Annotated in this window: 19 protein-coding genes and 1 pseudogene; 5 read left to right on the top strand and 15 right to left on the bottom strand. The window is 47.3% G+C overall.

What is annotated here, in order from left to right; genetic code table 11:
• Positions 1-10 precede the first annotated feature (10 nt).
• From DWX32_RS12785 to DWX32_RS12775, 3 genes are all read right to left on the bottom strand, one after another.
• Positions 11-493: a PcfB family protein gene (locus DWX32_RS12785; RefSeq protein ID WP_118142533.1), complete on the bottom strand. Its 483-nt coding sequence runs from the start codon at positions 491-493 to the stop codon at positions 11-13.
• Between the two features lie 93 nt (positions 494-586).
• On the bottom strand, positions 587-805 hold the full coding sequence (locus tag DWX32_RS12780) for a DUF5348 domain-containing protein (protein ID WP_004611927.1): 219 nt from the start codon (positions 803-805) through the stop codon (positions 587-589).
• Positions 806-829: 24 nt separating this feature from the next.
• Positions 830-1,789: a DUF6017 domain-containing protein gene (locus tag DWX32_RS12775; protein ID WP_118142534.1), complete on the bottom strand. Its 960-nt coding sequence runs from the start codon at positions 1,787-1,789 to the stop codon at positions 830-832.
• A gap of 515 nt (positions 1,790-2,304) precedes the next feature.
• Here DWX32_RS12775 and DWX32_RS20755 point away from each other — a divergent pair.
• A pseudogene (locus tag DWX32_RS20755) lies at positions 2,305-2,559 on the top strand (beta-galactosidase); the annotation flags it as partial.
• Positions 2,560-2,677: 118 nt separating this feature from the next.
• Here DWX32_RS20755 and DWX32_RS12765 read toward each other — a convergent pair.
• Positions 2,678-3,985 (bottom strand): O-acetylhomoserine aminocarboxypropyltransferase/cysteine synthase family protein, encoded by a 1,308-nt coding sequence (locus DWX32_RS12765; protein ID WP_117510022.1) that lies wholly within the window; start codon positions 3,983-3,985, stop codon positions 2,678-2,680.
• 358 nt (positions 3,986-4,343) lie between these two features.
• On the opposite strand from DWX32_RS12765, the gene DWX32_RS20890 reads away from it, so the two are divergent.
• On the top strand, positions 4,344-4,487 hold the full coding sequence (locus tag DWX32_RS20890; protein WP_442857715.1) for a DUF6783 domain-containing protein: 144 nt from the start codon (positions 4,344-4,346) through the stop codon (positions 4,485-4,487).
• A gap of 141 nt (positions 4,488-4,628) precedes the next feature.
• Here DWX32_RS20890 and DWX32_RS12760 read toward each other — a convergent pair whose 3' ends face one another.
• From DWX32_RS12760 to DWX32_RS12740, 5 genes are all read right to left on the bottom strand, one after another.
• A complete protein-coding gene (locus DWX32_RS12760; protein ID WP_118595242.1) occupies positions 4,629-5,537 on the bottom strand; it encodes a LysR family transcriptional regulator in 909 nt (302 codons plus the stop codon).
• A 122-nt stretch (positions 5,538-5,659) separates the two neighbouring features.
• Positions 5,660-6,592 carry a cysteine synthase A gene (cysK, locus tag DWX32_RS12755; RefSeq protein WP_055226189.1) on the bottom strand — a complete coding sequence of 311 codons (933 nt, stop codon included), beginning with the start codon at positions 6,590-6,592 and terminating at the stop codon, positions 5,660-5,662.
• Positions 6,593-6,733: 141 nt separating this feature from the next.
• Complete coding sequence (locus tag DWX32_RS12750; protein ID WP_118595241.1) at positions 6,734-7,258, bottom strand: spore maturation protein; 525 nt, start codon at positions 7,256-7,258, stop codon at positions 6,734-6,736.
• Positions 7,259-7,334: 76 nt separating this feature from the next.
• A complete protein-coding gene (locus DWX32_RS12745; protein WP_118660285.1) occupies positions 7,335-9,545 on the bottom strand; it encodes a glycoside hydrolase family 36 protein in 2,211 nt (736 codons plus the stop codon).
• Positions 9,546-9,723: 178 nt separating this feature from the next.
• The gene (locus DWX32_RS12740; RefSeq protein ID WP_118660283.1) at positions 9,724-12,474 is read right to left on the bottom strand and encodes an alpha-mannosidase; all 2,751 of its coding nucleotides are present in this window, start codon (positions 12,472-12,474) and stop codon (positions 9,724-9,726) included.
• 290 nt (positions 12,475-12,764) lie between these two features.
• On the opposite strand from DWX32_RS12740, the gene DWX32_RS12735 reads away from it, so the two are divergent.
• A complete protein-coding gene (locus DWX32_RS12735) occupies positions 12,765-13,910 on the top strand; it encodes a substrate-binding domain-containing protein (RefSeq protein WP_118660281.1) in 1,146 nt (381 codons plus the stop codon).
• A gap of 7 nt (positions 13,911-13,917) precedes the next feature.
• Here the strand turns inward: DWX32_RS12735 and DWX32_RS12730 are convergent, their stop codons facing one another.
• Complete coding sequence (locus DWX32_RS12730) at positions 13,918-14,955, bottom strand: helix-turn-helix domain-containing protein (RefSeq protein ID WP_158579589.1); 1,038 nt, start codon at positions 14,953-14,955, stop codon at positions 13,918-13,920.
• Between the two features lie 475 nt (positions 14,956-15,430).
• Between DWX32_RS12730 and DWX32_RS12720 the strand changes: the two genes are divergently transcribed.
• Positions 15,431-16,177, top strand: coding sequence for an SDR family NAD(P)-dependent oxidoreductase (locus DWX32_RS12720; protein WP_199596439.1), 747 nt, complete (start codon positions 15,431-15,433; stop codon positions 16,175-16,177).
• A gap of 287 nt (positions 16,178-16,464) precedes the next feature.
• On the opposite strand, the gene DWX32_RS12715 is transcribed toward DWX32_RS12720, so the two are convergent.
• Together DWX32_RS12715 and DWX32_RS12710 are read right to left on the bottom strand one after the other, a co-directional pair.
• Positions 16,465-17,226 (bottom strand): sulfite exporter TauE/SafE family protein, encoded by a 762-nt coding sequence (locus DWX32_RS12715; RefSeq protein WP_117510014.1) that lies wholly within the window; start codon positions 17,224-17,226, stop codon positions 16,465-16,467.
• Between the two features lie 140 nt (positions 17,227-17,366).
• Positions 17,367-17,789, bottom strand: a complete 423-nt coding sequence (locus DWX32_RS12710) for a MarR family winged helix-turn-helix transcriptional regulator (RefSeq protein ID WP_055226165.1) — start codon at positions 17,787-17,789, stop codon at positions 17,367-17,369.
• Between the two features lie 225 nt (positions 17,790-18,014).
• Between DWX32_RS12710 and DWX32_RS12705 the strand changes: the two genes are divergently transcribed.
• On the top strand, positions 18,015-19,355 hold the full coding sequence (locus DWX32_RS12705) for an MATE family efflux transporter (protein WP_118660275.1): 1,341 nt from the start codon (positions 18,015-18,017) through the stop codon (positions 19,353-19,355).
• A gap of 210 nt (positions 19,356-19,565) precedes the next feature.
• On the opposite strand, the gene DWX32_RS12700 is transcribed toward DWX32_RS12705, so the two are convergent.
• From DWX32_RS12700 to DWX32_RS12690, 3 genes are all read right to left on the bottom strand, one after another.
• Entirely contained in the window at positions 19,566-20,306 is a 741-nt protein-coding gene (locus DWX32_RS12700; protein ID WP_117510012.1) for an energy-coupling factor ABC transporter ATP-binding protein, read from the bottom strand.
• Between the two features lie 111 nt (positions 20,307-20,417).
• Positions 20,418-21,188 carry a cobalt ECF transporter T component CbiQ gene (gene cbiQ / locus DWX32_RS12695; RefSeq protein ID WP_117510011.1) on the bottom strand — a complete coding sequence of 257 codons (771 nt, stop codon included), beginning with the start codon at positions 21,186-21,188 and terminating at the stop codon, positions 20,418-20,420.
• 21 nt (positions 21,189-21,209) lie between these two features.
• Complete coding sequence (locus DWX32_RS12690; RefSeq protein WP_118660273.1) at positions 21,210-22,202, bottom strand: energy-coupling factor ABC transporter permease; 993 nt, start codon at positions 22,200-22,202, stop codon at positions 21,210-21,212.
• Positions 22,203-22,659 lie beyond the last annotated feature (457 nt).

The raw sequence follows: 22,659 nt of genomic DNA, 5'->3' as shown, positions 1-22,659 counted from the left end.
TTGATAGCGTTCATCTTACAATCCCCCTGTCTTTGTTTTTTACTTTGTCCCGCTGTGCGTTCAGAGCCGCCGCCTTTTCTTTGAGGGAAACAATCAGCTTGCGGATAGAGGGCTTTTGTCCCTGTGTCAGCTTCTTTGCGGAAAACTCCTTGAAAGCTGCGGTCAGTGCGTCCGCGTCCCGTCCCTTGAAAAACACAAGATAGCGGGGTGGGGTTTCGGTGCTGTCTTTCTTTAGTGCAAAATCAATCCCGTATTTTTTCGCCGTACTCTCAAAGGCTTTGATATTGTCCTTTGTGATTTCAATGTTGGAAACACCCGCGTTCTGCTTCATAAGCTGCTTTAGGGTCTGCTTTCCATGCGGGATTTTCTGTTTGTCATGCTGCTTTTTCATCTGTGCAAGCAGAGCTTTCATAGCCTTTTGGAGCTGCTGCGCGGTCAGCTTCCCGGTCTTGATGTAAAGGGCTATGGTCTTTTCGTTGGTTTCCTCCTGCAATGGGTGTCCTCCTTTCGTGTTCTATGGTGGTATGCCCGCCGCTGGGAAGCGGGGCGGGCATGAAAAAAGAGCGTCCGCTTTCACGCCGCCCTGTTAAATCCGTACTCGCAGCCCGGAAAGGTCTGCCGCCCGAATACCCACAAGATACCAGTTGTCCCCGTACTCCATACGGGTCGGCTTCCACTTGCCCCGCACAAAGACTTCCATGCAGTCGCCGCAATGCAAGCCCCCGTAATAGTCGTTTACGTCAAAGCGAATGTCGTAGCGGTCAGCGGTTTCATCAAAAATCAAAGCTCCTGTTTTCTGCGTCATAATCAAATCCTCCTTTGGGTTGGTTTACAGGCTTTCGCCCTCGTTGCAAGAATAATAGTCCGGGTCGCCAAACTGCGGCTTCTTCGGTGCCAGTGCGCCGCTTGCCATGTCGTGCGCTACAAGGGACGTATAGTAGCTGTTCATAGTGGACGGGGCATTGAAAAGCACTGCCCGCAGGTATTGTTTGATGTTGCGGATTTTGGTGGTGTTCTCGCTCATGCAGGCAAGGACAAATTCAATGTGGCTGCTGTCAAGTTTCATAAACCTTGCCTTGACAAGCCCTGCCGGATAATCGTCCCCGGCGATACGGATAGTTTTTCGTTTAGTGCAGACCGTTTCAAGTATGAGGGTCACAATCTCATTGATGAGGTCTTTATCAAGGCGGTTATCCTGCATGAGTATGTCATACTCGATATTGTCCTTGATGATTTCCTCATAAATATCAAATGCGCTCGGTTCCGTTTCCTTTCGCTTCCGTTCCGGCGGCTGTGCCGCGTCCTCTAAGGGAGAGGGATTTAGGGAACGGAAAGGAATGGAATGGGTACTTGATATATCTGTATTTAATTTTTCTTTTTTTGGTAAGTTAGTCTTTAATAGTTCTTTATTTAATTGCGTTGGATTTTCCAACGTAGGTTTTTCCAATGTTGGATTATCCAATGTTGGTTTTTCCAATGTAGGTAAATCCAACTTAGGCGGCTGCTCATAGATAACATACGTTGTACCGCGTAAGCGTCCTTTCTCATCACGTTCCCTTGAACGCTGTATATATCCGGCATTTTCCAGTTCCCGTACTGCTTCCCGGATAGCGTCAATTTTTTCCCGGTTGATAAGGGACAGTCCTGCAAGGGTGTAGTCCCAATCTTCGGGAAGTGAGAGCATTTGCGACAACAAGCCCTTTGCCTTTAGGGAAAGTTCCTTGTTGCGTAAATGGTGGTTGCTCATAACCGTATAACCTTTGTTCTTTTCCACGCGGAAAACTGCCATAGCTTCGTCACTCCTTTTCGTTGGATTTGTTACGCAGTAGAAACGCGGTTTTGAGGGAAAAGGTATCAACCCTTGTCCTTCTCATTTCCGCGCGCTAAGAGCCGCATAAATCAAGGCTTTGTTTGCCCTTACTGCGTAACATGAGGGCATAAAAAAAGCAGCGTTCCTGTTCTCCTGTGTAGGAGTGAGAAACGCCGCCTTATAGGTGGTGCTTATTTTATTTTTTCTTTTCGACGTGCCGCGTAAGGTGGTGCAGCGGTCTATCCGGCAGCCCGCAGGTGTTTTTTGCATATCAAGGCTCAATTTGTTAAAAGTAGTAAATGAGTAGTAAAATCAATCTGCAACCCTGCGAATATGCCCGTAAATCAAGCATTTTTCAAGACAATCAACTAATTTATAACAAATCCCGTATAAAAACACGCTTCTGGTGCTTTCAAACATGCCAGCGGCGTAACGCTGACGCAGCATGAGACAGACCTATGGCTAATAGCAGGCAAAAACAAAAATAGCTGGTAAAATGTCTGACGATCGCCGGAACCGATATTTACCATCCGACCCAGGATGATCTGACCGGTGCGGAAATCGCGTTTGGCGGTGATATGATTCGTTCTCTGAAAAACGACAACTATCTTGTTATGGAAACCGAGGCACAGGGATTTCCAGGATGGACGCCATACAAGGGCCAGCTCCGCCAGCAGGCTTACAGCCATCTTGCCTCCGGTGCAAACAGTGTCATGTACTGGCACTGGCATTCGATTCATAATACGCTCTGGCATCATAATTTCCCATGCGGTTTATCTAAGCCCAAAAAAGAAGCATGTTTGTTTTTTCAAACACGCTTCTTTTTTTTGTATGCTTTTTTATATTCTCTTTTGCTTTGTATCCTTTTTACTGAACTGCCTCAAATGCCTCATCCAGATCCTCGATGATATCGTCGATGTTCTCGGTACCGATGGAAAGACGGATGGTGTTTGGTTTGATTCCCTGATCCAGCAGTTCTTCCTCGGTGCACTGGCTGTGTGTAGTGGTTGCCGGATGGATCACCAGAGATTTTACGTCGGCAACGTTAGCCAGCAGGGAGAACAGCTCCAGATTGTCGATGAAATCTTTTGCTTTCTGTGCATCACCTTTGATTTCGAAGGTGAAGATGGAACCGCCGCCGTTCGGGAAGTATTTTGCGTACAGTGCCTGCTGCTCCGGATCATCGGATACAGACGGATGATGTACTTTTTCTACCTGTGGCTGGCTCTCCAGATATTTTACAACCTTCAGCGCGTTCTCTACATGACGCTCTACACGGAGAGACAGTGTCTCAAGTCCCTGCAGAAGCAGGAAGGAATTGAACGGAGAAAGCGTAGCTCCGGTATCACGAAGAAGGATCGCACGTACTTTTGTAACGAATGCAGCAGGTCCAACTGCTTTTGTAAAGCTGATGCCGTGGTAGCTCGGGTTTGGCTCGGTCAGGGATGCGAATTTGCCGGATCCCTCCCAGTCGAATTTACCGCTGTCTACGATCACACCGCCAAGGGTAGTTCCGTGACCGCCGATAAATTTAGTTGCGGAATGAACAACGATGTCTGCGCCGTACTCGATCGGACGAACGAGGTATGGAGTTGCGAAGGTATTATCGACAACCAGCGGAATTTTGTTCTCATGTGCAATTTTTGCAAGTGCTTCGATATCGACAACATCAGAGTTCGGATTTCCGAGGGTCTCGATATAAATGGCTTTTGTGTTCTCCTGAACAGCTGCGCGAACCTCATCCAGATCGAATACATCAACAAATGTGGTGCTGATGCCGTACTGTGGAAGGGTGTGTGCCAGCAGGTTGTAGGAACCGCCATAGATGTTCTTTGCGGATACGATGTGGTCGCCCTTCTGAGCCAGGTTGATGATGGTGTAGTTGATAGCTGCTGCTCCGGAAGCTACTGCAAGTGCCGCAACGCCGCCCTCCAGTGCTGCCATTCTCTGCTCGAAAACATCCTCTGTCGGGTTGGTCAGACGACCGTAGATGTTTCCTGCATCCTGGAGTCCGAATCTTGCTGCCGCGTGATCGGAGTTGTTGAATACGAAAGAAGAGGTCTGATAGATCGGCACTGCTCTTGCTCCGGTTGCCGGATCCGGATTTTCCTGTCCTACGTGAAGCTGTAAGGTTTCAAATTTAAGATTTCTTTCTGCTCTTGTTTTTTTGCTCATGATTGTATTCTCCTGTTCTGTTTTTCGTTTTTCTATTTCTTTTCATGTTCGATTTTCTATTATTTATCGGAACCGGTTGTCATCTTGTTTTGTCCATGCTGCAATGCGGCTCCGTTTTCTTTCGGTTTTATCTGCTTACACTGCAACACATGACATCATAGATCACAATTCGATTCTCTGCGAAAACTGCTCTCATTCACTTCGCTTCCTCTCGTTTTGGTGATATTTCCTATCTGTTTACAAGGATTATTATAGCGACAGTCTTCTGCTTTGTCCAATATAGAAAATTGATGGCTGGTTATAGGGTTTTCCTATAGCTATTCTTTATCGCCAATATTTTTTCTTCTGAAATTTCTATATCCAATCATGCTACATAAAACAAGATAACAAATGCAATTCATCTCCCACAAGATGGCACTCGCAGCTTGCGAAAAGCCTTTTTCAAACACACTCCAGAGAGTCAAAGCGGATATTCGCAATCCGCTTCGCTACTTGCTCATAACCGAATAGCTGCTTCGCAGCTTATCAGGAGTGGCTTGTACCACTCCTGATACAAGCAAGTCCCCACCCACTGCTTATTGCTTTTCGCAATGGAAGCAGGGGACTTACTTGATTCGGTTAAAGTCTTCTTGTTTCTCCTTTTTTACAGCACAAGCTCCTTATATTTCCGAATTTCTTCCAAATACTGCTGTCCCAGTGCGCTGATCGACATACCCTTCCTGGAAACATAACCGATCATCATGTTTTCCTCTGCATGAAGCGGCACCGCGCGGTAATCACTGCCGTTTAATTCCTCACAGATAATGCCGGAGCAGAGCGTATAGCCATTCAGTCCGACCATCAGATTCAGCATGGTCGCACGGTCATTTGCCTTAATGATTCTCTTATATTCATACGTCGAAAGCACTTCCTCTGCCAGGAAGAACGAATTGTTGCTTCCCTGATCAAAGGACAGGCACGGATATTCCTTTAGCTCCTCCATAGTGATCTCTGCCTGATCTGCAAGCGGATGATCCTTCCAGAGATAGACGTACGTTCCACAGGAAAACAGGTCGTGGAACTCAAGGTTATTATCCTTCAGCAGCTTGTTCAGCACCTTCGCATTAAAGTCATTCCGATATAAGATCCCAAGCTCGCTCTTGAAGTTCTTTACATCCATCAGCACATCATACGTTCTCGTCTCATAAACCGCAAACTCGTACTCATCCATACCAAACTGCTTCACTAGCTCCACAAACGCCTTTACGGCAAAACTGTAATGCTGCATCGACACGCTGAATTTTTTCTTTCCCTTGGTGCGATAAATATAGCGGTTTTCGAGAAGCTGATACTGGTCTGTGACCTGACGTGCGTAACCCAGAAACTCCTCTCCCTCCGGGGTCAGTACTGTTCCGTGGCTGCTGCGCTTGAACAGCTCAATTCCGATCTCTTTTTCCAGCTCCTTGATTGCTTCAGAGAGACTCGGCTGTGAAATATAGAGTGCCTTTGCCGCCTCATTCATGGATCTGGAGTCTGCGGCCTGAATTACGTAGCGAAGCTGTTGTAGTGTCATAAGTAAAGTTCCCTTTCTGGTATAAATTAATATGCGAAACTGCCATTCGCGGTGGAGAGAAAATGCCGCGGATGGCAGTGTTCGCTGATATCTATTATTTTAAAATCTGAAGCTGTTCCCTTTTATTTGGCAAACAGGGCTGTGGAATAGTATCTGTCTCCGTTATCCGGCAGGAGCACAACGATGGTTTTGCCTTTATTTTCCTCTCGTTTTGCAAGCTGGATTGCTGCATACAGAGCTGCTCCGGAGGAAATTCCTGCGAGAATCGCTTCCTCGGCTGCCAGATATTTTCCGGTCTCGAAAGCATCCTCATTTTCTACCTTGATGATTTCATCGTAAATGCTGGTATTCAGAGTCTCCGGCACGAAACCTGCGCCGATTCCCTGGATTTTATGCGGTCCGGAAACACCCTCAGACAGTACCGGTGAGGATGCCGGCTCTACTGCTACAATTTTTACTTCCGGTTTTTTCTCTTTTAAATACTCACCCGTTCCGGTGATCGTTCCGCCAGTGCCGACACCAGCAACGAAGATGTCAACCTCTCCATCGGTATCTTCCCAGATCTCCGGACCTGTTGTCTTTTTGTGGGTTGCCGGGTTTGCCGGGTTCACGAACTGGCCTGCGATGAAGCTGTTCGGGATCTCTTTTGCAAGCTCATCGGCTTTCTCGATCGCACCCTTCATACCCTTTGTTCCGTCCGTCAGAACAACCTCTGCGCCGTATGCCTTTACAATGTTGCGGCGCTCTACGCTCATGGTTTCCGGCATCGTAAGGATCATACGATACCCTTTTACGGTAGCTGCCGCTGCCAGTCCGATTCCGGTGTTTCCGGAAGTCGGCTCGATGATAACGGAACCTTCTTTTAAGAGACCTTTTGCTTCAGCATCCTCAATCATCGCTTTTGCAATACGGTCTTTGACGCTTCCTGCCGGATTGAAGGATTCTACTTTTGCGATCAGTTTCGCCTGCAGTCCTTCTTTTTCTTCAATTCGTTTCAGTTCTACCAGCGGAGTTTTTCCTACAAGATCCAGAATGCTGTCATATACCTTTGCCATCGTTGATTTCCTCCTTACTTTTGCTCGCTTTTTCTCTATTTCCCTATTTCCTATTGAGTTTGTATGTTTTAAGTTGTTTCCATCTTATTCCAATCGTTTTAAAATGTCAACACATTTCACTGATATGATCAGAAAAGATGGTTAGAGCAGACCTGCAAGCGCAATACTGACCGCCATTCCGACCAGGGAAGAGAACAATGCACCCGCCAGTGTGTACCGCGTTTTTTTGATGTGGACCGCTCCGAAATAGACCGCCATCGTATAAAAAACCGTCTCCGTGCACGACATCATAATCGAAGCCGCCCGTCCGGCGAAGGAATCACACCCCGCCTCTTTGTAGAGATCCAGCAGCAAACTCACCGCCGCACTGTTGGAAAAGAGACGCACAATGCCAAGCGGCACCAGGGCAGATGGAATCCCCGCCGGTTCCAGCACCGTTCCGAGCAGCTTTCCAAAATCCTCCAGAAATCCCGATGACCGCAGCACGCCGACCGCCGCCATCAGCCCGATTAAGGTCGGCACAATTCCGATCACCGTCCGCATGCCGTCCTTCGCCCCGTTCAGAAAATCGCCGAACACATCCTGTTTCATCAAAAGCCCCAGTCCGACCACGTAAAAAATCAGCACGGGAACCATCAGATCTGAAAGCGCCGAAAGAAAACGCAAAAAATCCCCTCCCCAGAAAAATCCTATCAGATACACTCCGATACAATTTATTCCGCGGGCGGGGATTTATGTAATTTTATTTCACTTTAATCTGAAACAGACGCGCCATATACGTCTCCGGGAAGTGAATCTGCAGCGTCTTGCTGTAGTCATCGTAATGGAACACATCACCGCATGCTTTCGGGTAAATGCAGGAAACCTCCAGCTCTTTTCCCGGGAATGCACGGTCAAGCGGAACCTCAAAACCGGCCTCTCCGCCGCGTCTCCACACACCAAGATAAATTACATCTCCCGGCACACGGATTCCGGCTGCGAGGTGTTTTTCTTCATTGTCTGCCCATCCCATCGGCCAGAACGGAACGCCGTCCTTGATGCCGCTGCGGATCTCTTTGTAGCAGTCAATTCCCTCTTTTACAAGTTCAAACCGCTCCGGCGAAATTTCTGCGAGATGGCCGCTTTGGTGAATACGAAGCAGCAGCGCATTAACCATATTGAAAATAACTTCCTCTTTTGTGCCGTCCCGCAGCGGATATGACCAGATCGCCGCCTGCTCCGGCGTCACGCCGATGGCTGCATTCGCCGAGATCGTCGCATAATTGCGGTAATCCTCCTGATCGCTCGTCGACTGAATGCTGTTTCGCGCCAGCATCGCATAGTCCATCCGAAGACCGCCGCTCGAGCAGTTCTCAATGACAAGATCCGGATACTTTTTGTAGATGCCATCCAGCCATGCCAGATACGCTCTCTCATGCTCCAGAAGACCGTCTCCAAAACTGTCTGCATCCACTTCCGTACCAATACCAGGCTCAATATTGTAGTCCATCTTGATATAGCCGACACCGTAGTCCCGTACCACACGGTCGATGACTTCGGTCACATGCTCAATCACAAGCGGATGACGGAAATCCAGCTGATAACGGCTTCTGTCATACACACGCTTGCCGTGGCGCAGGAAGAAGCACTCATCCGGCAGAATGGAAGCCTTCTTACAGTTGATACCCATAACCTCCAGCTCCAGCCAGACACCAGGAATCATGCCCTTCGAACGAATATAATCCGTCACCTCACGCACTCCATTCGGAAAGCGCTTTTTACTCTCCTGCCACTCACCGACACTGTCCCACCAGTTGCCGTCCGCATACCAGCCGGCATCAATGACAAAATACTCACATCCGGCCTTCTCTGCCGCATCCACCAGTGGGAACTCTTTTTCTGTGGTCGGATCTCCAAACAGACAATTCATATAATCATTGAAAATAACCGGCAGATTTTCATTATCTTTGTTCGGACGGCGGATCTTTCTGCGGTACTTCGTCAAAGTACCAATCGCTTCCTCGAAATCATCATGACCTACGCCGACAGCCACCGGAACCGTTGTAAAGGAATCTCCCGGCTTCAGGTTCTTCGACCAGTGTGACTGAATCTCTGTCGGACCGCTCACCGCCAGATAAAAATGGCAGTTCTGATCTCCGATCTCATAATGCCAGGAACCACTGTGGTCAATTTCAAAAAACAGACTCGAATCTGCCACACTGTTTCCAATATATCCCATCGGCACATATTCCTTCGCCGACCAGTTGCCCGTATTCGTAATCTCAATCGTCTTCGAAGTTCTCTGATAATTATGCGGCTGCGTCTGCGCCATGCCAAGATCTGCAAACCGGTACTTCTTCACCGTCAGCTCCTTCTGCCATCCATTGTGAACCACAACCATCGACATCTTGTCATCCGAGCTGACAAGCTCTGGAATTCCCTCTTTCTGTTCCTTCTCAATACCCCAGTAACTAAAACTCGAAATGTACTCCAGTGTCTGGTCTTCCTTTCCTTCGTTCGTCACTGTATTGTACATTCTCGCAACCGGAATCCCATCAAAAAACTGCATCACAGACTCCACCTTCGCGCCCGTCACATCATCCGACTGCACAATCCGAAGCAGATCCCCGTTCTCATTTCTCTCCTCCGAAATCGAATCAAACTTCAGCATAAAGCCCGGAGCCGTCACAATATACTTATTTCCATGCTTCTCATACGGCCGGTTATACCCCGAAAAATTCACCTGCACCAGCTGGAAGCTCTCCTTAATCTGAGCTTCCCGCATTCCTTCCATCATCCACACTCCATCCGGCTTCCGGCAAAGATTCTCCGCGTCAAACGGTGCATGTGAAAAATGAAACAGCTTCAGCTGATTCTCTTCCGTCACCCCAAACACAATATGAATTCCATTCACATCATAACAAATCAGCTCTGCCTTGATCGGGGTCTCAATCCTGCTCGTCCATTTCTGCATCTTAAAAACCCTCCTTTGGAAATTTTTCTCATATTTCCAGCATATAACTTGTCCCCTTTAAAGTCCAGCACATTCTTGCTTTTTCCATCCTATTCTTTTCAACCATCTTGCGCCGATCCGCCCTTCAGGCGGATCCAGACTTTCCTCCCGTTCTCACTCCCAGCTCACGCGCCAGCCGTTATTTCACAACCCCAAACGTCGCAATCTCAAACTCCCGGAGTGTCACATGATACACCCCGTTCTCATCCGGGCAAAGTACCTCACCCTTCTCTTCCACTACATTACTGCGGTAAACCTCTTTCATCCAGCTCTCCTTTCGGAAGGAAAGCACCTCATCCTGCGGCATATTGTTCACAAACCGCACAAACAGATCGTCCTTTGCAAGTCCCTTCTTAAACGCCGTCAGATGAATTCCTTCCCCTTCAAAGCGGAGGAAGCTCATTTCCAGCGGCATCTCGCCCGATACGAGTTCCGGTTTTACCTGACCCGGCTTTCTGAGCCATGCTTTCGAAAGACCGGCCTGTGCTGCTGTCAGATCCTGCTGGAATGCGTAACCCTCGGTAAATGCCTCGCCCGTCTTACCGGCTGCATACGGCACAACTTCAAACTCCAGGGTAAACGTTCCGATCTGCTGCGCCTTTGGCGTCGGGAAATAACCCCAGTCACCCATCTCCGCAACGGAGCGAAGCAGCGTTACCGCAATCGCATTCTCCTCATCCGCCAGAACCTCATATTCATACAATCCGCGGTTTGCCACAAGAAGACCATTTGTCTCATCTTCCATTGCAGCAAAACACTGCTGTCTTTCACATCCGCAGGGATTCGTCCAGGTATCATTATGACGGTTATTTCTCTTTACAACCTCAAAGGCAGAATCTGCCAGATGCGTAGACGTATTCAGACCCGTCGGCATTACAACGCGGACTCTGTGATCCTTTGCCTGATTGCAGATCGTCGTTGCGACACGCAGACCTTTTCCCGATTTTTCCAGTGTCAGAACCGTCTTTACTTCCATCGGAACCAGTTCCTTCGAACGGTTTGCCACACGCGTATATGGGTCAATACACATCTCACGCTGTCTCTGCAGTTCCTCTCCCATACCGGACGGAATCATCATTTCGTGACAGATCTCAACTACCGTGCGGAATGCATTTTTCTCCACACAGCGAATCTCAGCTTTCATGCCTTTCGTTGTGACTGTCTGTTTTCCAGAGTCCTGAATATAAATATATTCATTTCCCATATCTCCGGTATCTTCATAGAATCCCAGATTTTCATACGTTCTTCCGGTTTCCTTATTCAAAATCTGGTAGGAACCGTCCTCATTGACCGTAACTTTCAGGTTTTCATTTTCCAGAACGCGCTCATTCGCAAAATCTGCAGAGGTTTCCTGGTTCTGATCCGGCTCTGCCTGCTCCAGATAATATGTTGCATATCCCATCGCCGGAACTTCTGCCTCAAACGTTACCAGCACCTTCTTTGCCATATATGGCTGACGGAACCGGTCATCCGGCAGATCATATCCGAAGGAAATTCCTGCATTTTCGATTTTTGCCGGAACTGCATTTCCGTTTGCATCGCGAAGCACCAGATTTGGCATTTCTACCGCCTCGGCCGCCTCATAACCATCCCATACAAACAGATTGTAATCGCGGAACAGGTGCAGTTCTTTTGCAATGACCTGTTTTTTCGCATTCCCGGAAGTATTCCATACAACGAATGGAATCTTTTCACTGTTTCCAGGAAGTGCCGCGGTATTCACCTGATCGGTCAGATATTCTACACTCTCATCGTAAATCGCATCCGCCACCTGTCTGCTCTTCGCAAAGCGGGTTTTCATTTCTTCATTTACTTCATCGACGCTGCAGCCGCAGATGCTGTCATGCGGATGATTCTGCATCAGCTTTTTCCAGCTGTAAATCATCTGGTCTTCCGGGTATGCTTTGCCAAGCACCTCTGCCATGGCTGCCGCCGGTTCTGCTTTCCGCTCCAGCGCTGTTTCGCCGGCACGGTTGTCCACTTTCAGTCCCATCCAGGAAGAAGCGGTGTTTGCCAGGGTCCATCTTCCGTCTGTTTCCTGGCTTGTCAGCTCGCCCTTTACCGTAGAGAAATTCTCGGAAATTTCTTTTTCCATTGCCTTTACATAGGTTTTGAAATCCGAATGAATAAATTCAATGTCCGGGTACAGTTTCCGTGCGACACGGATTGCCTCGGTAATGTCCTTCTGCAATGGCTGATGGTCGCATCCGTTCATCATCAGAAGCTGATGTGTTGCCGCAAATCTTCTCGCATCGGCCAGTTTTTTGTCCCAGTAAACTTTTGCTTCTGCCTCATCCACCGGAACCTCCACTCCGTTGTTATACCAGTTTGCAAACAGAATACCCGGCAGTTTCGTTCCGTCCGGGGATGCCCACATCATTTCGGAATACGTGGACTCATACTGTCCTCCGGTTACCTCATTATTCGGTCCGATCGGTTTTACGCCGCGTCCGAACACAACCGCATCCATGCCCGCCTGCTTCAGCACCTGCGGCATCTGTCCCGCATTTCCGAATGCATCCGGGAAATAACCGACATTTCCGATCGCTCCGTAACGCGCTGCTTCCTGCATGCCGACCTGAAGATTGCGGACACATGCCTCACCGCTGGTCAGAAACTCATCCTGCAGAATGTACCACGGGCCAGTCTGGATTTTTCCTTCACGGACGCATTTTTCCACCTGCTCGCGTTTTTCCGGGCGCACTTCCAGGTAATCGTCCAGGGCAATCGTCTGTCCATCCAGGAAAAATCCGCCAAATTCCGGATCGTTCTCTGCTTTTTCCAAAATATTGTCTACCAGCTCAATCAGTTTCATTCTGTGTTTTTCAAAAGACTGATACCACTCTCTGTCCCAGTGGGAATGGGAAATAATATGAACAGTTGTTTTCATGATGTGTTTCCTCCTGTTATAAAAATGATTTTCAAACTTAAAACTCTTTCTATTTAAGTCTTGTTCCTGTATTGCCGTGTTGATTTGATATATCATATCATAAAAAAACGCAATGCTTCTGTCAAGTATTTCTACGTTTTTCCATGATTTTATATCATTTTCTTTTTATTTGATATATTATTTTTAGTTTGACTTATCTTTTTCCCGAGATTATAATACAAAGCAAGTCGATATCACACTTTTACAAATACAGTTGTCACCAATCATACTATTTGAGGAATTTTACAGACATGGATAGAAATAAAAGAATAACGAAACCCAAATATGAAATCATCAAAGAAGCTCTTTTAGAGCGCATCCGCACCGGACAGTTTTCTTCCGATGCCGTGTTCTGCACGGAAAAAATGCTCTCGGAGCAATATGAGGTAAGCCGCATCACAGCAAAGCGGGCGATTGAAGATCTGGAACAGCAGGGAATCCTGTATCGAAAACGCGGCGTTGGAAGCTTTGTCTCGCAGAAAATCCCACCGGTTTCCTCCTCCGCATCAGAAACCGACAGCAAATCAAAAATGGTTTCCCTGCTGCTTCCCTTTGCCACAACACAGGGAAACATTTCGGAAACGATTGGTTCCTTAAGTGCCGCACTGGCGGAAAAAGGATACTTTTTAAGCATTCATATCACCGGCTCTTCCTCTCCGAAGGAACGTGCCACACTGGAACTGCTCCGTTCTCAGAATATCGCCGGACTTGTCTACTATCCCAAGCGTGACAATATCCACCTGGAACAGTTAAACGATTTCCTGTTTGCAAACCGCCCGGTTGTCATCATCGACAAGCAGACCGACTGTCCGTATTTAAACAATGTTGTCTGCGACAATTACGATGGCGGACGGCAGCTCACCCGTCACCTCCTGGAACAGGGGCATCGCAACATTGCCTTTTTCACAACAGCTCCCCTTTCCGAAACCTCGTCGGTCCGTGATCGTTTCGGCGGATTTTTGCACGAAATAAAAGCCGCCGGAATCATGCCCGATTCCCGGCAGCTTATCACCTGGCCACATGCACTTTCTACAGAAGATGCCCTTTCAACAGAAATCACACCTTTTCAACAGCAGCTCCTTATCCTGCGGCAAAATGGAATTACTGCACTTCTCGCAGAAAATGACCAGGTTGCCGAACTCATCTTTCTTGCCTGCCGTACCATCGGCCTTAGGATTCCGGAAGATCTCTGTCTCTGTGGTTTTGATGACACGAGTCTCAGTCGAAGTCTTGAAATTACCTCTATTCATCAGGACTTTGAAAGCATCGGACGGGAAGCCAGCCGGATTCTCCTTTCCGCACTGGAAAACCCTGCGGCGGAACCGGAAAAAATTGTACTGCCGGTGACACTTGTTCCCCGGGCATCCTCGCTTCGAATGATAAAAACAGAATCCTAAAACCAGATCATTTTTCATCTGAATTTTCTTCCAGAAATTTTCGGATCTTCTCTGGCGGCAGCAATGCATAAATACTTTTATGGAATGTTGCCGCCACTTCCAGTTCTCCGTAATATCCTGTACGCACATCACAATTTCCCTGGAATGCCTCCCGCAGTGTCGCATTCAGCGCTGCTCCCTCATCACTGTCCATAAAATCTTTCAGCATCCGGCAGCAGGTGTGCGTGTTTTCATAATAGCGGCGGTATGCCGGATGAAATTCCCGCATCCATCCGCTCACGGATACACAGAACAACGCCGTCGGATGGATCACCGGCTGATAAAGAAGACGCCATTTTTCCTGCTGTACTGGATCTGCCGCAAACGCAAGCAAAGAAACTTTCAGCTCTTCCACAAAACCAGGATAATCTCCCTCCGTCAGAGAAATAATTTTCTGATTGCGCAGATACTGGTTGATGTTCGTCGCATCAATCTGCTCCGGAGAAATGTACTGTAAATAACGGGACATCATTTTCAAATCCGTACCTGCGTGCTCAATCGTATGCTGTGTGATTTTCTGCCACAAAAACTGCTGATATTCCGTAACCGGCGTATCCAGATATGCCATCCACAAATACTGTGCCAGCAGCCGGGCATCCCGGGATTCCATCTGATTCCGGGTAGGATCTTCCGGGCAAAAATCGGTATCTGCAAGCATCCCCGCAAGCTGATCAAGCGACTGGCACACAGGAAGCTGTCCGCTCAGACGATCCATTTCGCTGATCGTCTGCTGAATGGTAAGCATCTGCGACTGGAGTGCATTCAGCTGTTTATGCAGATAAAATGGTGTTGTGCGCGGCTTGTGAAGAATCGCGCGGATATCCGCCAGTGAAAGTCCTGCCTCGCGCAGCTTGCGGATGATAAAAAGTTTTTGAATATCTGCTTCTGAAAAATCATGGTAACCGTTATGTTCATCAACAACAGGCGAGATCATCTTCTGATCGATATAATAATAAACCGTCCTCCTGGACAATCCTGTTTTTTTGATTACTTCCTGAATTCTCATTGTTGCACCCCGTTTTTCCTTTTGTCCAGTCATTCCCCCGCATTCTGACCGTTTCTCTTTTTTTCACTCTTTTTCTTTCTGTTTTTCCGCTTTTTTTCGTTTTGATTTTATAAAAGCATACACCTGGTGTATACTTTTGTTTCCTATTATATCCTGTTTTCCCTCAAAAAGCCACGTAACAATTCTCTTTTTCCATAGAAATCTTCTGCTTTTGAGAAAAGAATGCTGTTTATTTCTGAAAAAATTTGCATTGACTGTCCACCAACGATATCCCGTATAGTAAAGGAAAGGATTTGCAACAAAATTTAAGAGAAAGGAAATATCCCGTTTTTTGTATTCTCCAAAACGAATCGTCATTCAAAGTCAAATGATTTTTCATGCAAAATTCATTTTTCTCCGAATCGTTAAAAAATAAAAACTACAGCCTGCATAATCAGTTTTCATTGATATAAAAAAACGGGATCGGGTGAATGGTATGATGTTAAAAGATAAAGTTGCAATTGTTACCGGCGGAACCAGAGGAATCGGCTATGCCATTGTGCACAAATTTCTGCAGAACGGCGCGAAAGTCGTCCTGTTCGGATCCCGGGAAGAGACCGTTGCAAAAGCGGTTGCATCTTTAAAAGAAGAAAACCCGGACTGGGAAGTTTCCGGTGCATGGCCAAAGCTGACCGATGCAGCTGCCATGGTAGATGAGATCAACAAAGTCAAAGAAAAATACGGCAAAATCGATATTCTTGTGAACAACGCCGGTGTCTCAGACAGTACACCAATTGACAAGTATACCGCAGAGCGCTTTGCCAGTGTCATGGATCTAAATGTCAACGCCATGATGAACGGCATCCTTCCAACCGTTGCTATTATGAAAGAACAGGGCGGCGGCTGTATTTTAAATACCAGCTCAATGGTCAGCATCTGCGGCCAGCCGGGCGGCGTTGCCTATCCATCCAGTAAATATGCGGTCAACGGTCTGACCTGGTCCCTCGCACGGGAACTTGGTCCTTTCCATATCCGTGTAAACGCGGTTGCACCTGGCATCACCCGTACCGATATGGTTGCCGCACTTCCAAAAGAAATGATTGATCCACTCATCAACCGCATTCCTCTTCGAAGAATTGGTGAGGCAGAAGACATTGCAAACGCATTCCTCTTCCTGGCAAGCGATATGGCTTCGTATGTAACCGGAGAAATTCTTTCCGTGGATGGTGCGATGAGATCCTGATTTATTTTTCATCCAGTTGTACACCATTTTCTGATTTTGAGGTTATCTGCGTAAAATCTATAGTTTTATAATAGGAAAAATCCTGCAAGACGTTAAACTATCTCTCAACCTTCCGCTTTTCATTTTGAAGATTGGGAGGCCGTTCATGTCCCACAGGATTTTTTCCTATATAGCAGCAGATATTCTCAATCCGATTCGCTGCTTATTGTTTTTCACCATGGAAGCAAGGGACTTCCTTGATTTGGTTAAATCATATTTGGAAACTTCTAAAGTGTCAGTCGACGTAGTTAGAAAAACAGCATCACCAGCCCCAGCGCACAGAGCAAAATTCCCGTCACGCGGTTCAGCATTTTCACATTTGCCCCGTTGGCCCATTTCGCTCCAATCTGTGCAAAGACCAGGGTACTGATGACACAGGCAATCAGAATTGGAATGTCCGGCGCGCCGCCGATATAAAAATGGGAGATCGCACCGGTCAGAGCTGTAAAGGTCATAATAAAGACGCTCGTTCCAACTGCTGTTTTCAGTTCATATCCGAGCACGCTGGTCAGCACCAGAAGCAGCATCATGCCACCGCCTGCTCCGACAAATCCACAGATAAATCCAATCACAACACCGCAGAGAATCGACTGCTGGATTTTCTGTTTTTCTGATTTATTTGCCTGTACTTCTTTCGTCGTCATGATCGGACGGATGATAAATTTCAGTCCGACAAACAGTGTCATCACTTTCGAAAATCCGCCCATGGTTCCATTTGGCACAAGCGAAGATACGAAGCTGCCGACCAGTGTAAAAATCAGAACAGATATCAGCATAATCACGCCATGGCGGATATCAATGTTTTTATTCTTTTTATAAGTCCAGGCACTTACTCCTGATGCCAACACATCCGATGCCAGCGCAATGCCAATCGCCTGATAAGCCGGCATGTGTAAAAAGGTAATCAGCATCGGTGAAACAACGGCCGCTGCGGAGAGTCCCGCAAGTCCCGTGCCAAGGCCGGCGCCAAGACCAGCCACAATACATACGATAAGTTGTGTTATTGTCATAGTTTTTCTGTCATCCGCTTAGATCCGTTGCACTTTTCCTGTACTTTGCCATTTAGGGGCAGATGACTGTTTTCCTCCTCTTTCTGTTTTTGTTTTGTCTTATTTTTCTATTATGTTCTTCTCTCTGGCTTTCAGCGTTTTTATTTTTCCGTCACGTTCCTCCGAATCAGCTCGCATAATCTGAGAAATTCTTCCCTGTCTTCTCTGGAAATTCCGGAAAACAACGATTCTCCAAACGCTCTCTGGCAATCCTGTCCAAAGCGGATAATTTCTGATGCACTTTCTTCTAGCTTCAAATGCACTTTCTTGCGATCCGCCGCATCTGTTTCTTTTTGAATGTATCCTTTTTCACACAGCTTGTTCACTGCCAGTGAAACATGCGATTTCTGCATTTTCCGCACACGCACAATATCCACTGCAAGATCAAACTGGCTGTTATTCGCAAGAAACAGCAGAACATCCACTTCCGCAGCTGACAGATCATAACGCACCATGACCTTTTTTCGGTACTGGTTGTATTTTCGTTCTACCTCCACTGCAAATTGCCATTGTTCATCAAACATACTTTTTCACCTTCTTTTTTAACTTGATATTCTTATTTGTTCTATTTTGAACTTTTTTGTATAATAGTTCTTTTTTGAACATTTGTCAAGGAGTGCACACGGAAAACGTTCGAACTTATAAATCTAAAGTATTTTTATAAAATGCAGAAAATTATATTCTTGACTCTATAATTATTGTAGGGTTTACTATAATCGTAACATTCTACAACAGGAGGTTTCCCTATCATGGAACGAAACTTAACAACCGGCAGTATCTGGAAAAATATTTTCTATTTTTCGCTGCCTTATCTCTTATCGTATTTTCTGCAGACGCTCTACGGCATGGCAGATCTTTTCATCATCGGTCAGTTTGACGGTGCGGCCGGTACAACAGCCGTTTCCATCGGCAGTCAGGTTATGCATATGATTACCGTTATCATCGTGGGACTTTCCATGGGAACGACTGTCAGCATCGCGCAGGCCGTCGGCGCAAAAGATAAAAAGCAGGCATCACGCTGCACAGGAAATACCATCACTTTATTTCTCGGTGTTTCCGTCGTGCTGATGGTAATCCTGCTTCTTCTGGTAAAGCCGATCGTACTTGTGATGTCCACACCATCCGAAGCCGTTTCCGGCACCGTCGCTTATCTGACGATCTGTTTCATTGGTATTCCATTCATCACCGCGTATAATATCATCAGTTCCATCTTCCGTGGACTTGGTGATTCGAAAAGCCCGATGTACTTCATCGCAGTCGCATGTGCGGCCAATATCGCACTCGACTATCTCTTTATGGGCGCCCTGCATCTTGGTCCATCCGGTGCCGCGCTTGGAACCACGCTTTCCCAGACACTCAGCGTCATTCTGGCACTGATTGCGATCCGCAAACGTGATACTGGCATCCGTCTTACCCGGTCGGATCTCTCCCCTCAGACAGCTGTGATGGGACAGATTCTTAAAATCGGTGTTCCGATCGCCCTGCAGGATGGTTTTATTCAGATCGCCTTTATCATCATTACCATCATCGCTAACCGGCGCGGTCTGGAAGCAGCGGCTGCAGTCGGTATTGTAGAGAAAATCATCAGCTTCCTGTTCCTGATTCCATCTTCCATGCTTTCCACTGTTTCGGCGCTCGGCGCGCAGAACATCGGTGCTGGAAAGCAGAAGCGTGCCGAACAGACCATGTGGTGTGCTGCACTGATTGCTGTCGTTTTCGGACTGATCGTCGCTATTACGATTCAGTTTATTTCCGTTCCTGTGGTCGGTCTTTTCACAACAGATGCGGAGGTTGCACGCCTCGGCGGTCAGTATATCCGCGGTTATATCTGGGACTGCATTTTTGCTGGAGTCCACTTCACCTTCAGCGGCTATTTCTGTGCCTGCGGACGGTCGGAATTTTCCTTCCTGCACAATATCATTGCCATTCTGCTTGTTAGAATCCCCGGTGTGTATCTGACTTCCATCTGGTTCCCGGACACGCTGTTCCCGATGGGCATTACAACGGCATGTGGATCTCTGACCTCTATTATCCTCTGCCTGCTGGTGTTTCGGTACTTAAAGAAGAAACCGATTCGTACTGCTGTATAAATTTTCTTTGGAGATATCTTTATGACAGACGATCGCAGGAAATCACCTTAATTGACAACGGAATGACAAGCGATCCAGAAAAATTTGTAACAGAAATCCGAATCCCGATTCGACCTTCGGATTCTTTTTAAAAACAACAACCGGGAATATCTGATTTTTTGATTTCAGATATCCCCGGGTGTTGTTTTCTTTTGTTTTTTTCGGCCTTTTCTACCACACCGGCTTCTGCAGGCAGAACGGCAGTTCCAGTCCATTTTCCTCGAGAAGTTCCTGGTTCGTCAAAATTTCTTTTGCATCTCCATCGCAGACAATGCACCCGCCGGACATCAGAATCACGCGACTGCACGTTTCCAGAATCATGTCGAGATCGTGCGATGCGATGATTTTCAGATGTTCAAAATCGTTCAGAATGTGGATCAGTGATCTGCGGTTTCTGGGATCGAGTGCAATCGATGGCTCGTCCATCAGGATAATATCCGGTGTCATAGCGAGAATCGTCGCGATCGATGCCATCTTTTTTTCTCCGCCCGACATTTTGTAAATTTGTTTGTCCCGCAGATGCTCGATGTGAATCTGTTTCAGTGCATGGTTTACACGTTTTTCCACCTCTTCCTCCGGCAGCCCGTAATTTCGCGGAGCAAATGCAACATCCTCAAATACCGTCGACATGAAAAGCTGGCTGTCGGAATCCTGGAAGACATAGCCGATTTTTTCGCGCACTTTGGGAAGCATCTCTTTTACAACCGGCATTTCCTCCACACGGATGCTGCCTTCGTAGTCCAGATTCAGTCCCACCAGAAGTTTCAGCAGCGTCGATTTTCCAACACCGTTCGCGCCGATCAGTCCGATGCTGTCATTTTCGTGTGCAGTAAACGTGATGTCCTGCAGAATCGGGACTGATTTTTCGTAAGAATAATTAACATGTTCAAAATTGATGTGAATATGGCTCATTTTTGATATCTCCCGACAATTCTTTTCTCTTCCCGCGTGCAGGCAACTGCACCAGGTTGCTTTTCTACTTCTTCCGACTTGTTGCAAATAGATGTCTTCCCACGCAGCGCTTCATCCCGTTACTTTCAGTACGGCAAAAAGTACAAGCCACACACCCATATACAGCCAGTCCTTCGCTTTGCACGGCTCCTTCGCTGTATAGTAAAATTCTCCCTGATAGCCACGCAAAGTCATGCTTTCATACACCTCATTTGCGCGGTCCATGCTGCGCAGAAGCAGCTGGCCGGCCAGTGTTCCCCATACCTTGAAATGAACACCCTTCTGATTCGGCGCGCGCAGACTGTACGCCTGGGTCATACGGTTTGCCTCTTCAAGAAGCACCGTGACATAGCGGTACGTCAGCAGCACCTGTGTCACCAGAATGGCAGGGATATGAACCAGACGCAGTGCATAACAGATTTTCTCGATGGATGTTGTCGCAATCAGAAGATACGCCGCCAGTACGCTGTAAATACCTTTGATCATCAGCGTCACCATGGAAAGCATCCCTGCTGTCAGCGGAGCAGTACCAATATGCCCGATTACCTGACGGTCAAAGATCGGATTGAACAGCCCCACAAAACAGACGAGCGGCAGAACAATCCGAAGCCGCCGGATGCTGTCGCTTAACGAAATTTCGCCGACAATAAAGAGCACAATCGGATAAATTCCCATGCGCAGCAGGCCGGTCAGATCGTACTTTGGAAAGGACATCGTTACGGTCAGAAAAACAATCGTCAAAACGAGTTTAACCAGTGGATGAATTTTGTTCACCCACTGGTCTTTCGCCGCAAGCATGTCCATATGATGAATTTCATATAATGCATTGCCAAGTTTATTCATTTTTCTCCTGTTCCGTGCAGCTTATGACTTTTTCTTTTTAAAGAAGCGGAATGCATAGCATGCACCGACACAGACAACAAGAACGACTGCGGATCCCGCAATTCCGGAAAAGCTGGTTCCAAATGTGGAATCGGAATTTTTAAATCCATAGTCCGGCAGAAGTGCCGTTTTTTCCTGAATTTCTTCCGCCGTTGCATGTGCGCCGGTTCCGTCGTTTTCCAGTTCCGTCGAGCCAGTCAGACGCTCCATGGACCACTCAAGTCCATCCGGATTGGAGGATGCCGCAAGAGAAACAGCTCCGCCGATCACCAGTGCTGCGATGCCTAAAATCGCAATTGTCTTCTTGAAAGAAAAGCGGCTCTTTGCCCTTTCTTCGCTGCACGAAAGCATCTCCGGACGCGCTTCATAGACGAACAGCAGAACGGCCGCTGTAATCAGGCCTTCTACAAGACCAATCGCGAGATGAATCGGCTGCATTGTTGCCACAAATACAGAAAACGGCAGATCCGTAATACCGGATGCAAGTGTTTCCAGCGCCACACTGAAAGCACCAAGCTGCAGCGTCACCACGCACCCAAGGATGGAAGCACCTACAATCTTTCCGCGCGACATTCCCTTTTTCATCATCGGACACCAGAACAGGAAATAGCCGAGAAAGCACCCATAAAACGCCATATTCCAGATGTTGCACCCAAGCGCCAGAAGACCGCCGTCCGCAAACAGCAGACACTGGATCAGCAGCACACCGATCATTGTTAAAAATGCGGCGTACGGTCCGAGTAATGCAGTCAGCATCATCCCTCCGCAGAGATGACCACTCGATCCTGTGCCCGGAATTGTAAAGTTAATCATCTGCGCCGCAAAGACAAACGCACCCATCACTCCCATCACTGGGATCTTTTTCGGGTCGCTCTCCAGGCGTACTTTTTTTACAGAAAAACCAGCTGCTCCGCCGGAACAGACATACATTGTTGCAGCCACTGCAGGCGCAACCAGCGCATCAGCCATATGCATAATGTTCTCCTCCTTTTCGTTTTCTGTTTTTTTCTTTTTTTACTTTACTACGCTAAAATTCGTCCTGCAAGCCCCCGTGGGGGTTATTTTTTCAGATTTTTCCGCGATCCTTTTTGTTCACTTTTACCGATTTTTTATGAACATTTTGTTTAAAATTAAAGGGTGACTTTTTAACATTTATATGGTATTCTATAGACAACACAGACGGATACCCCGGTGTCGGGAGTCCGTACACACACTATCTCGAGGACAGGATTCCTGTCCGATCCGCGGCCGCCTGCACGTCATCGGGTCGCCGCGGTTTTTTCTATAGAAAAAAGCCCTCCGGGCAGGATCGCACTGCGGAAGCGAGGAATTATGTCGCTTTTTCAACCCGCTGCAGCCAAAGAATCCCATAAAGCAGGATTCTTTCTTAATTGTAGTGCCAAAACCGGTTCTTTACGGGTTCTGGCTGTAT

This window comes from Blautia sp. AF19-13LB (assembly GCF_003479105.1).
Taxonomy (GTDB): Bacteria; Bacillota; Clostridia; order Lachnospirales; family Lachnospiraceae; genus Fusicatenibacter; species Fusicatenibacter saccharivorans.
The sequence above is the reverse complement of the archived record's forward strand: the minus strand, read 5'-3'. Positions and strand labels throughout refer to the sequence as shown.

Coding starts and splice junctions, on each gene's coding strand:
- DWX32_RS12735 (WP_118660281.1), top strand. CDS start 12,765: ATGGATAGAAATAAAAGAATAACGAAACCCAAATATGAAATCATCAAA.
- DWX32_RS12705 (WP_118660275.1), top strand. CDS start 18,015: ATGGAACGAAACTTAACAACCGGCAGTATCTGGAAAAATATTTTCTAT.
- DWX32_RS12740 (WP_118660283.1), bottom strand. CDS start 12,474: ATGAAAACAACTGTTCATATTATTTCCCATTCCCACTGGGACAGAGAG.
- DWX32_RS12720 (WP_199596439.1), top strand. CDS start 15,431: ATGATGTTAAAAGATAAAGTTGCAATTGTTACCGGCGGAACCAGAGGA.
- DWX32_RS12745 (WP_118660285.1), bottom strand. CDS start 9,545: ATGCAGAAATGGACGAGCAGGATTGAGACCCCGATCAAGGCAGAGCTG.
- DWX32_RS12700 (WP_117510012.1), bottom strand. CDS start 20,306: ATGAGCCATATTCACATCAATTTTGAACATGTTAATTATTCTTACGAA.
- DWX32_RS12765 (WP_117510022.1), bottom strand. CDS start 3,985: ATGAGCAAAAAAACAAGAGCAGAAAGAAATCTTAAATTTGAAACCTTA.
- DWX32_RS12730 (WP_158579589.1), bottom strand. CDS start 14,955: ATGAGAATTCAGGAAGTAATCAAAAAAACAGGATTGTCCAGGAGGACG.
- cbiQ (WP_117510011.1), bottom strand. CDS start 21,188: ATGAATAAACTTGGCAATGCATTATATGAAATTCATCATATGGACATG.
- DWX32_RS12760 (WP_118595242.1), bottom strand. CDS start 5,537: ATGACACTACAACAGCTTCGCTACGTAATTCAGGCCGCAGACTCCAGA.
- DWX32_RS12780 (WP_004611927.1), bottom strand. CDS start 805: ATGACGCAGAAAACAGGAGCTTTGATTTTTGATGAAACCGCTGACCGC.
- DWX32_RS12710 (WP_055226165.1), bottom strand. CDS start 17,789: ATGTTTGATGAACAATGGCAATTTGCAGTGGAGGTAGAACGAAAATAC.
- DWX32_RS12690 (WP_118660273.1), bottom strand. CDS start 22,202: ATGCATATGGCTGATGCGCTGGTTGCGCCTGCAGTGGCTGCAACAATG.
- cysK (WP_055226189.1), bottom strand. CDS start 6,592: ATGGCAAAGGTATATGACAGCATTCTGGATCTTGTAGGAAAAACTCCG.
- DWX32_RS12775 (WP_118142534.1), bottom strand. CDS start 1,789: ATGGCAGTTTTCCGCGTGGAAAAGAACAAAGGTTATACGGTTATGAGC.
- DWX32_RS12715 (WP_117510014.1), bottom strand. CDS start 17,226: ATGACAATAACACAACTTATCGTATGTATTGTGGCTGGTCTTGGCGCC.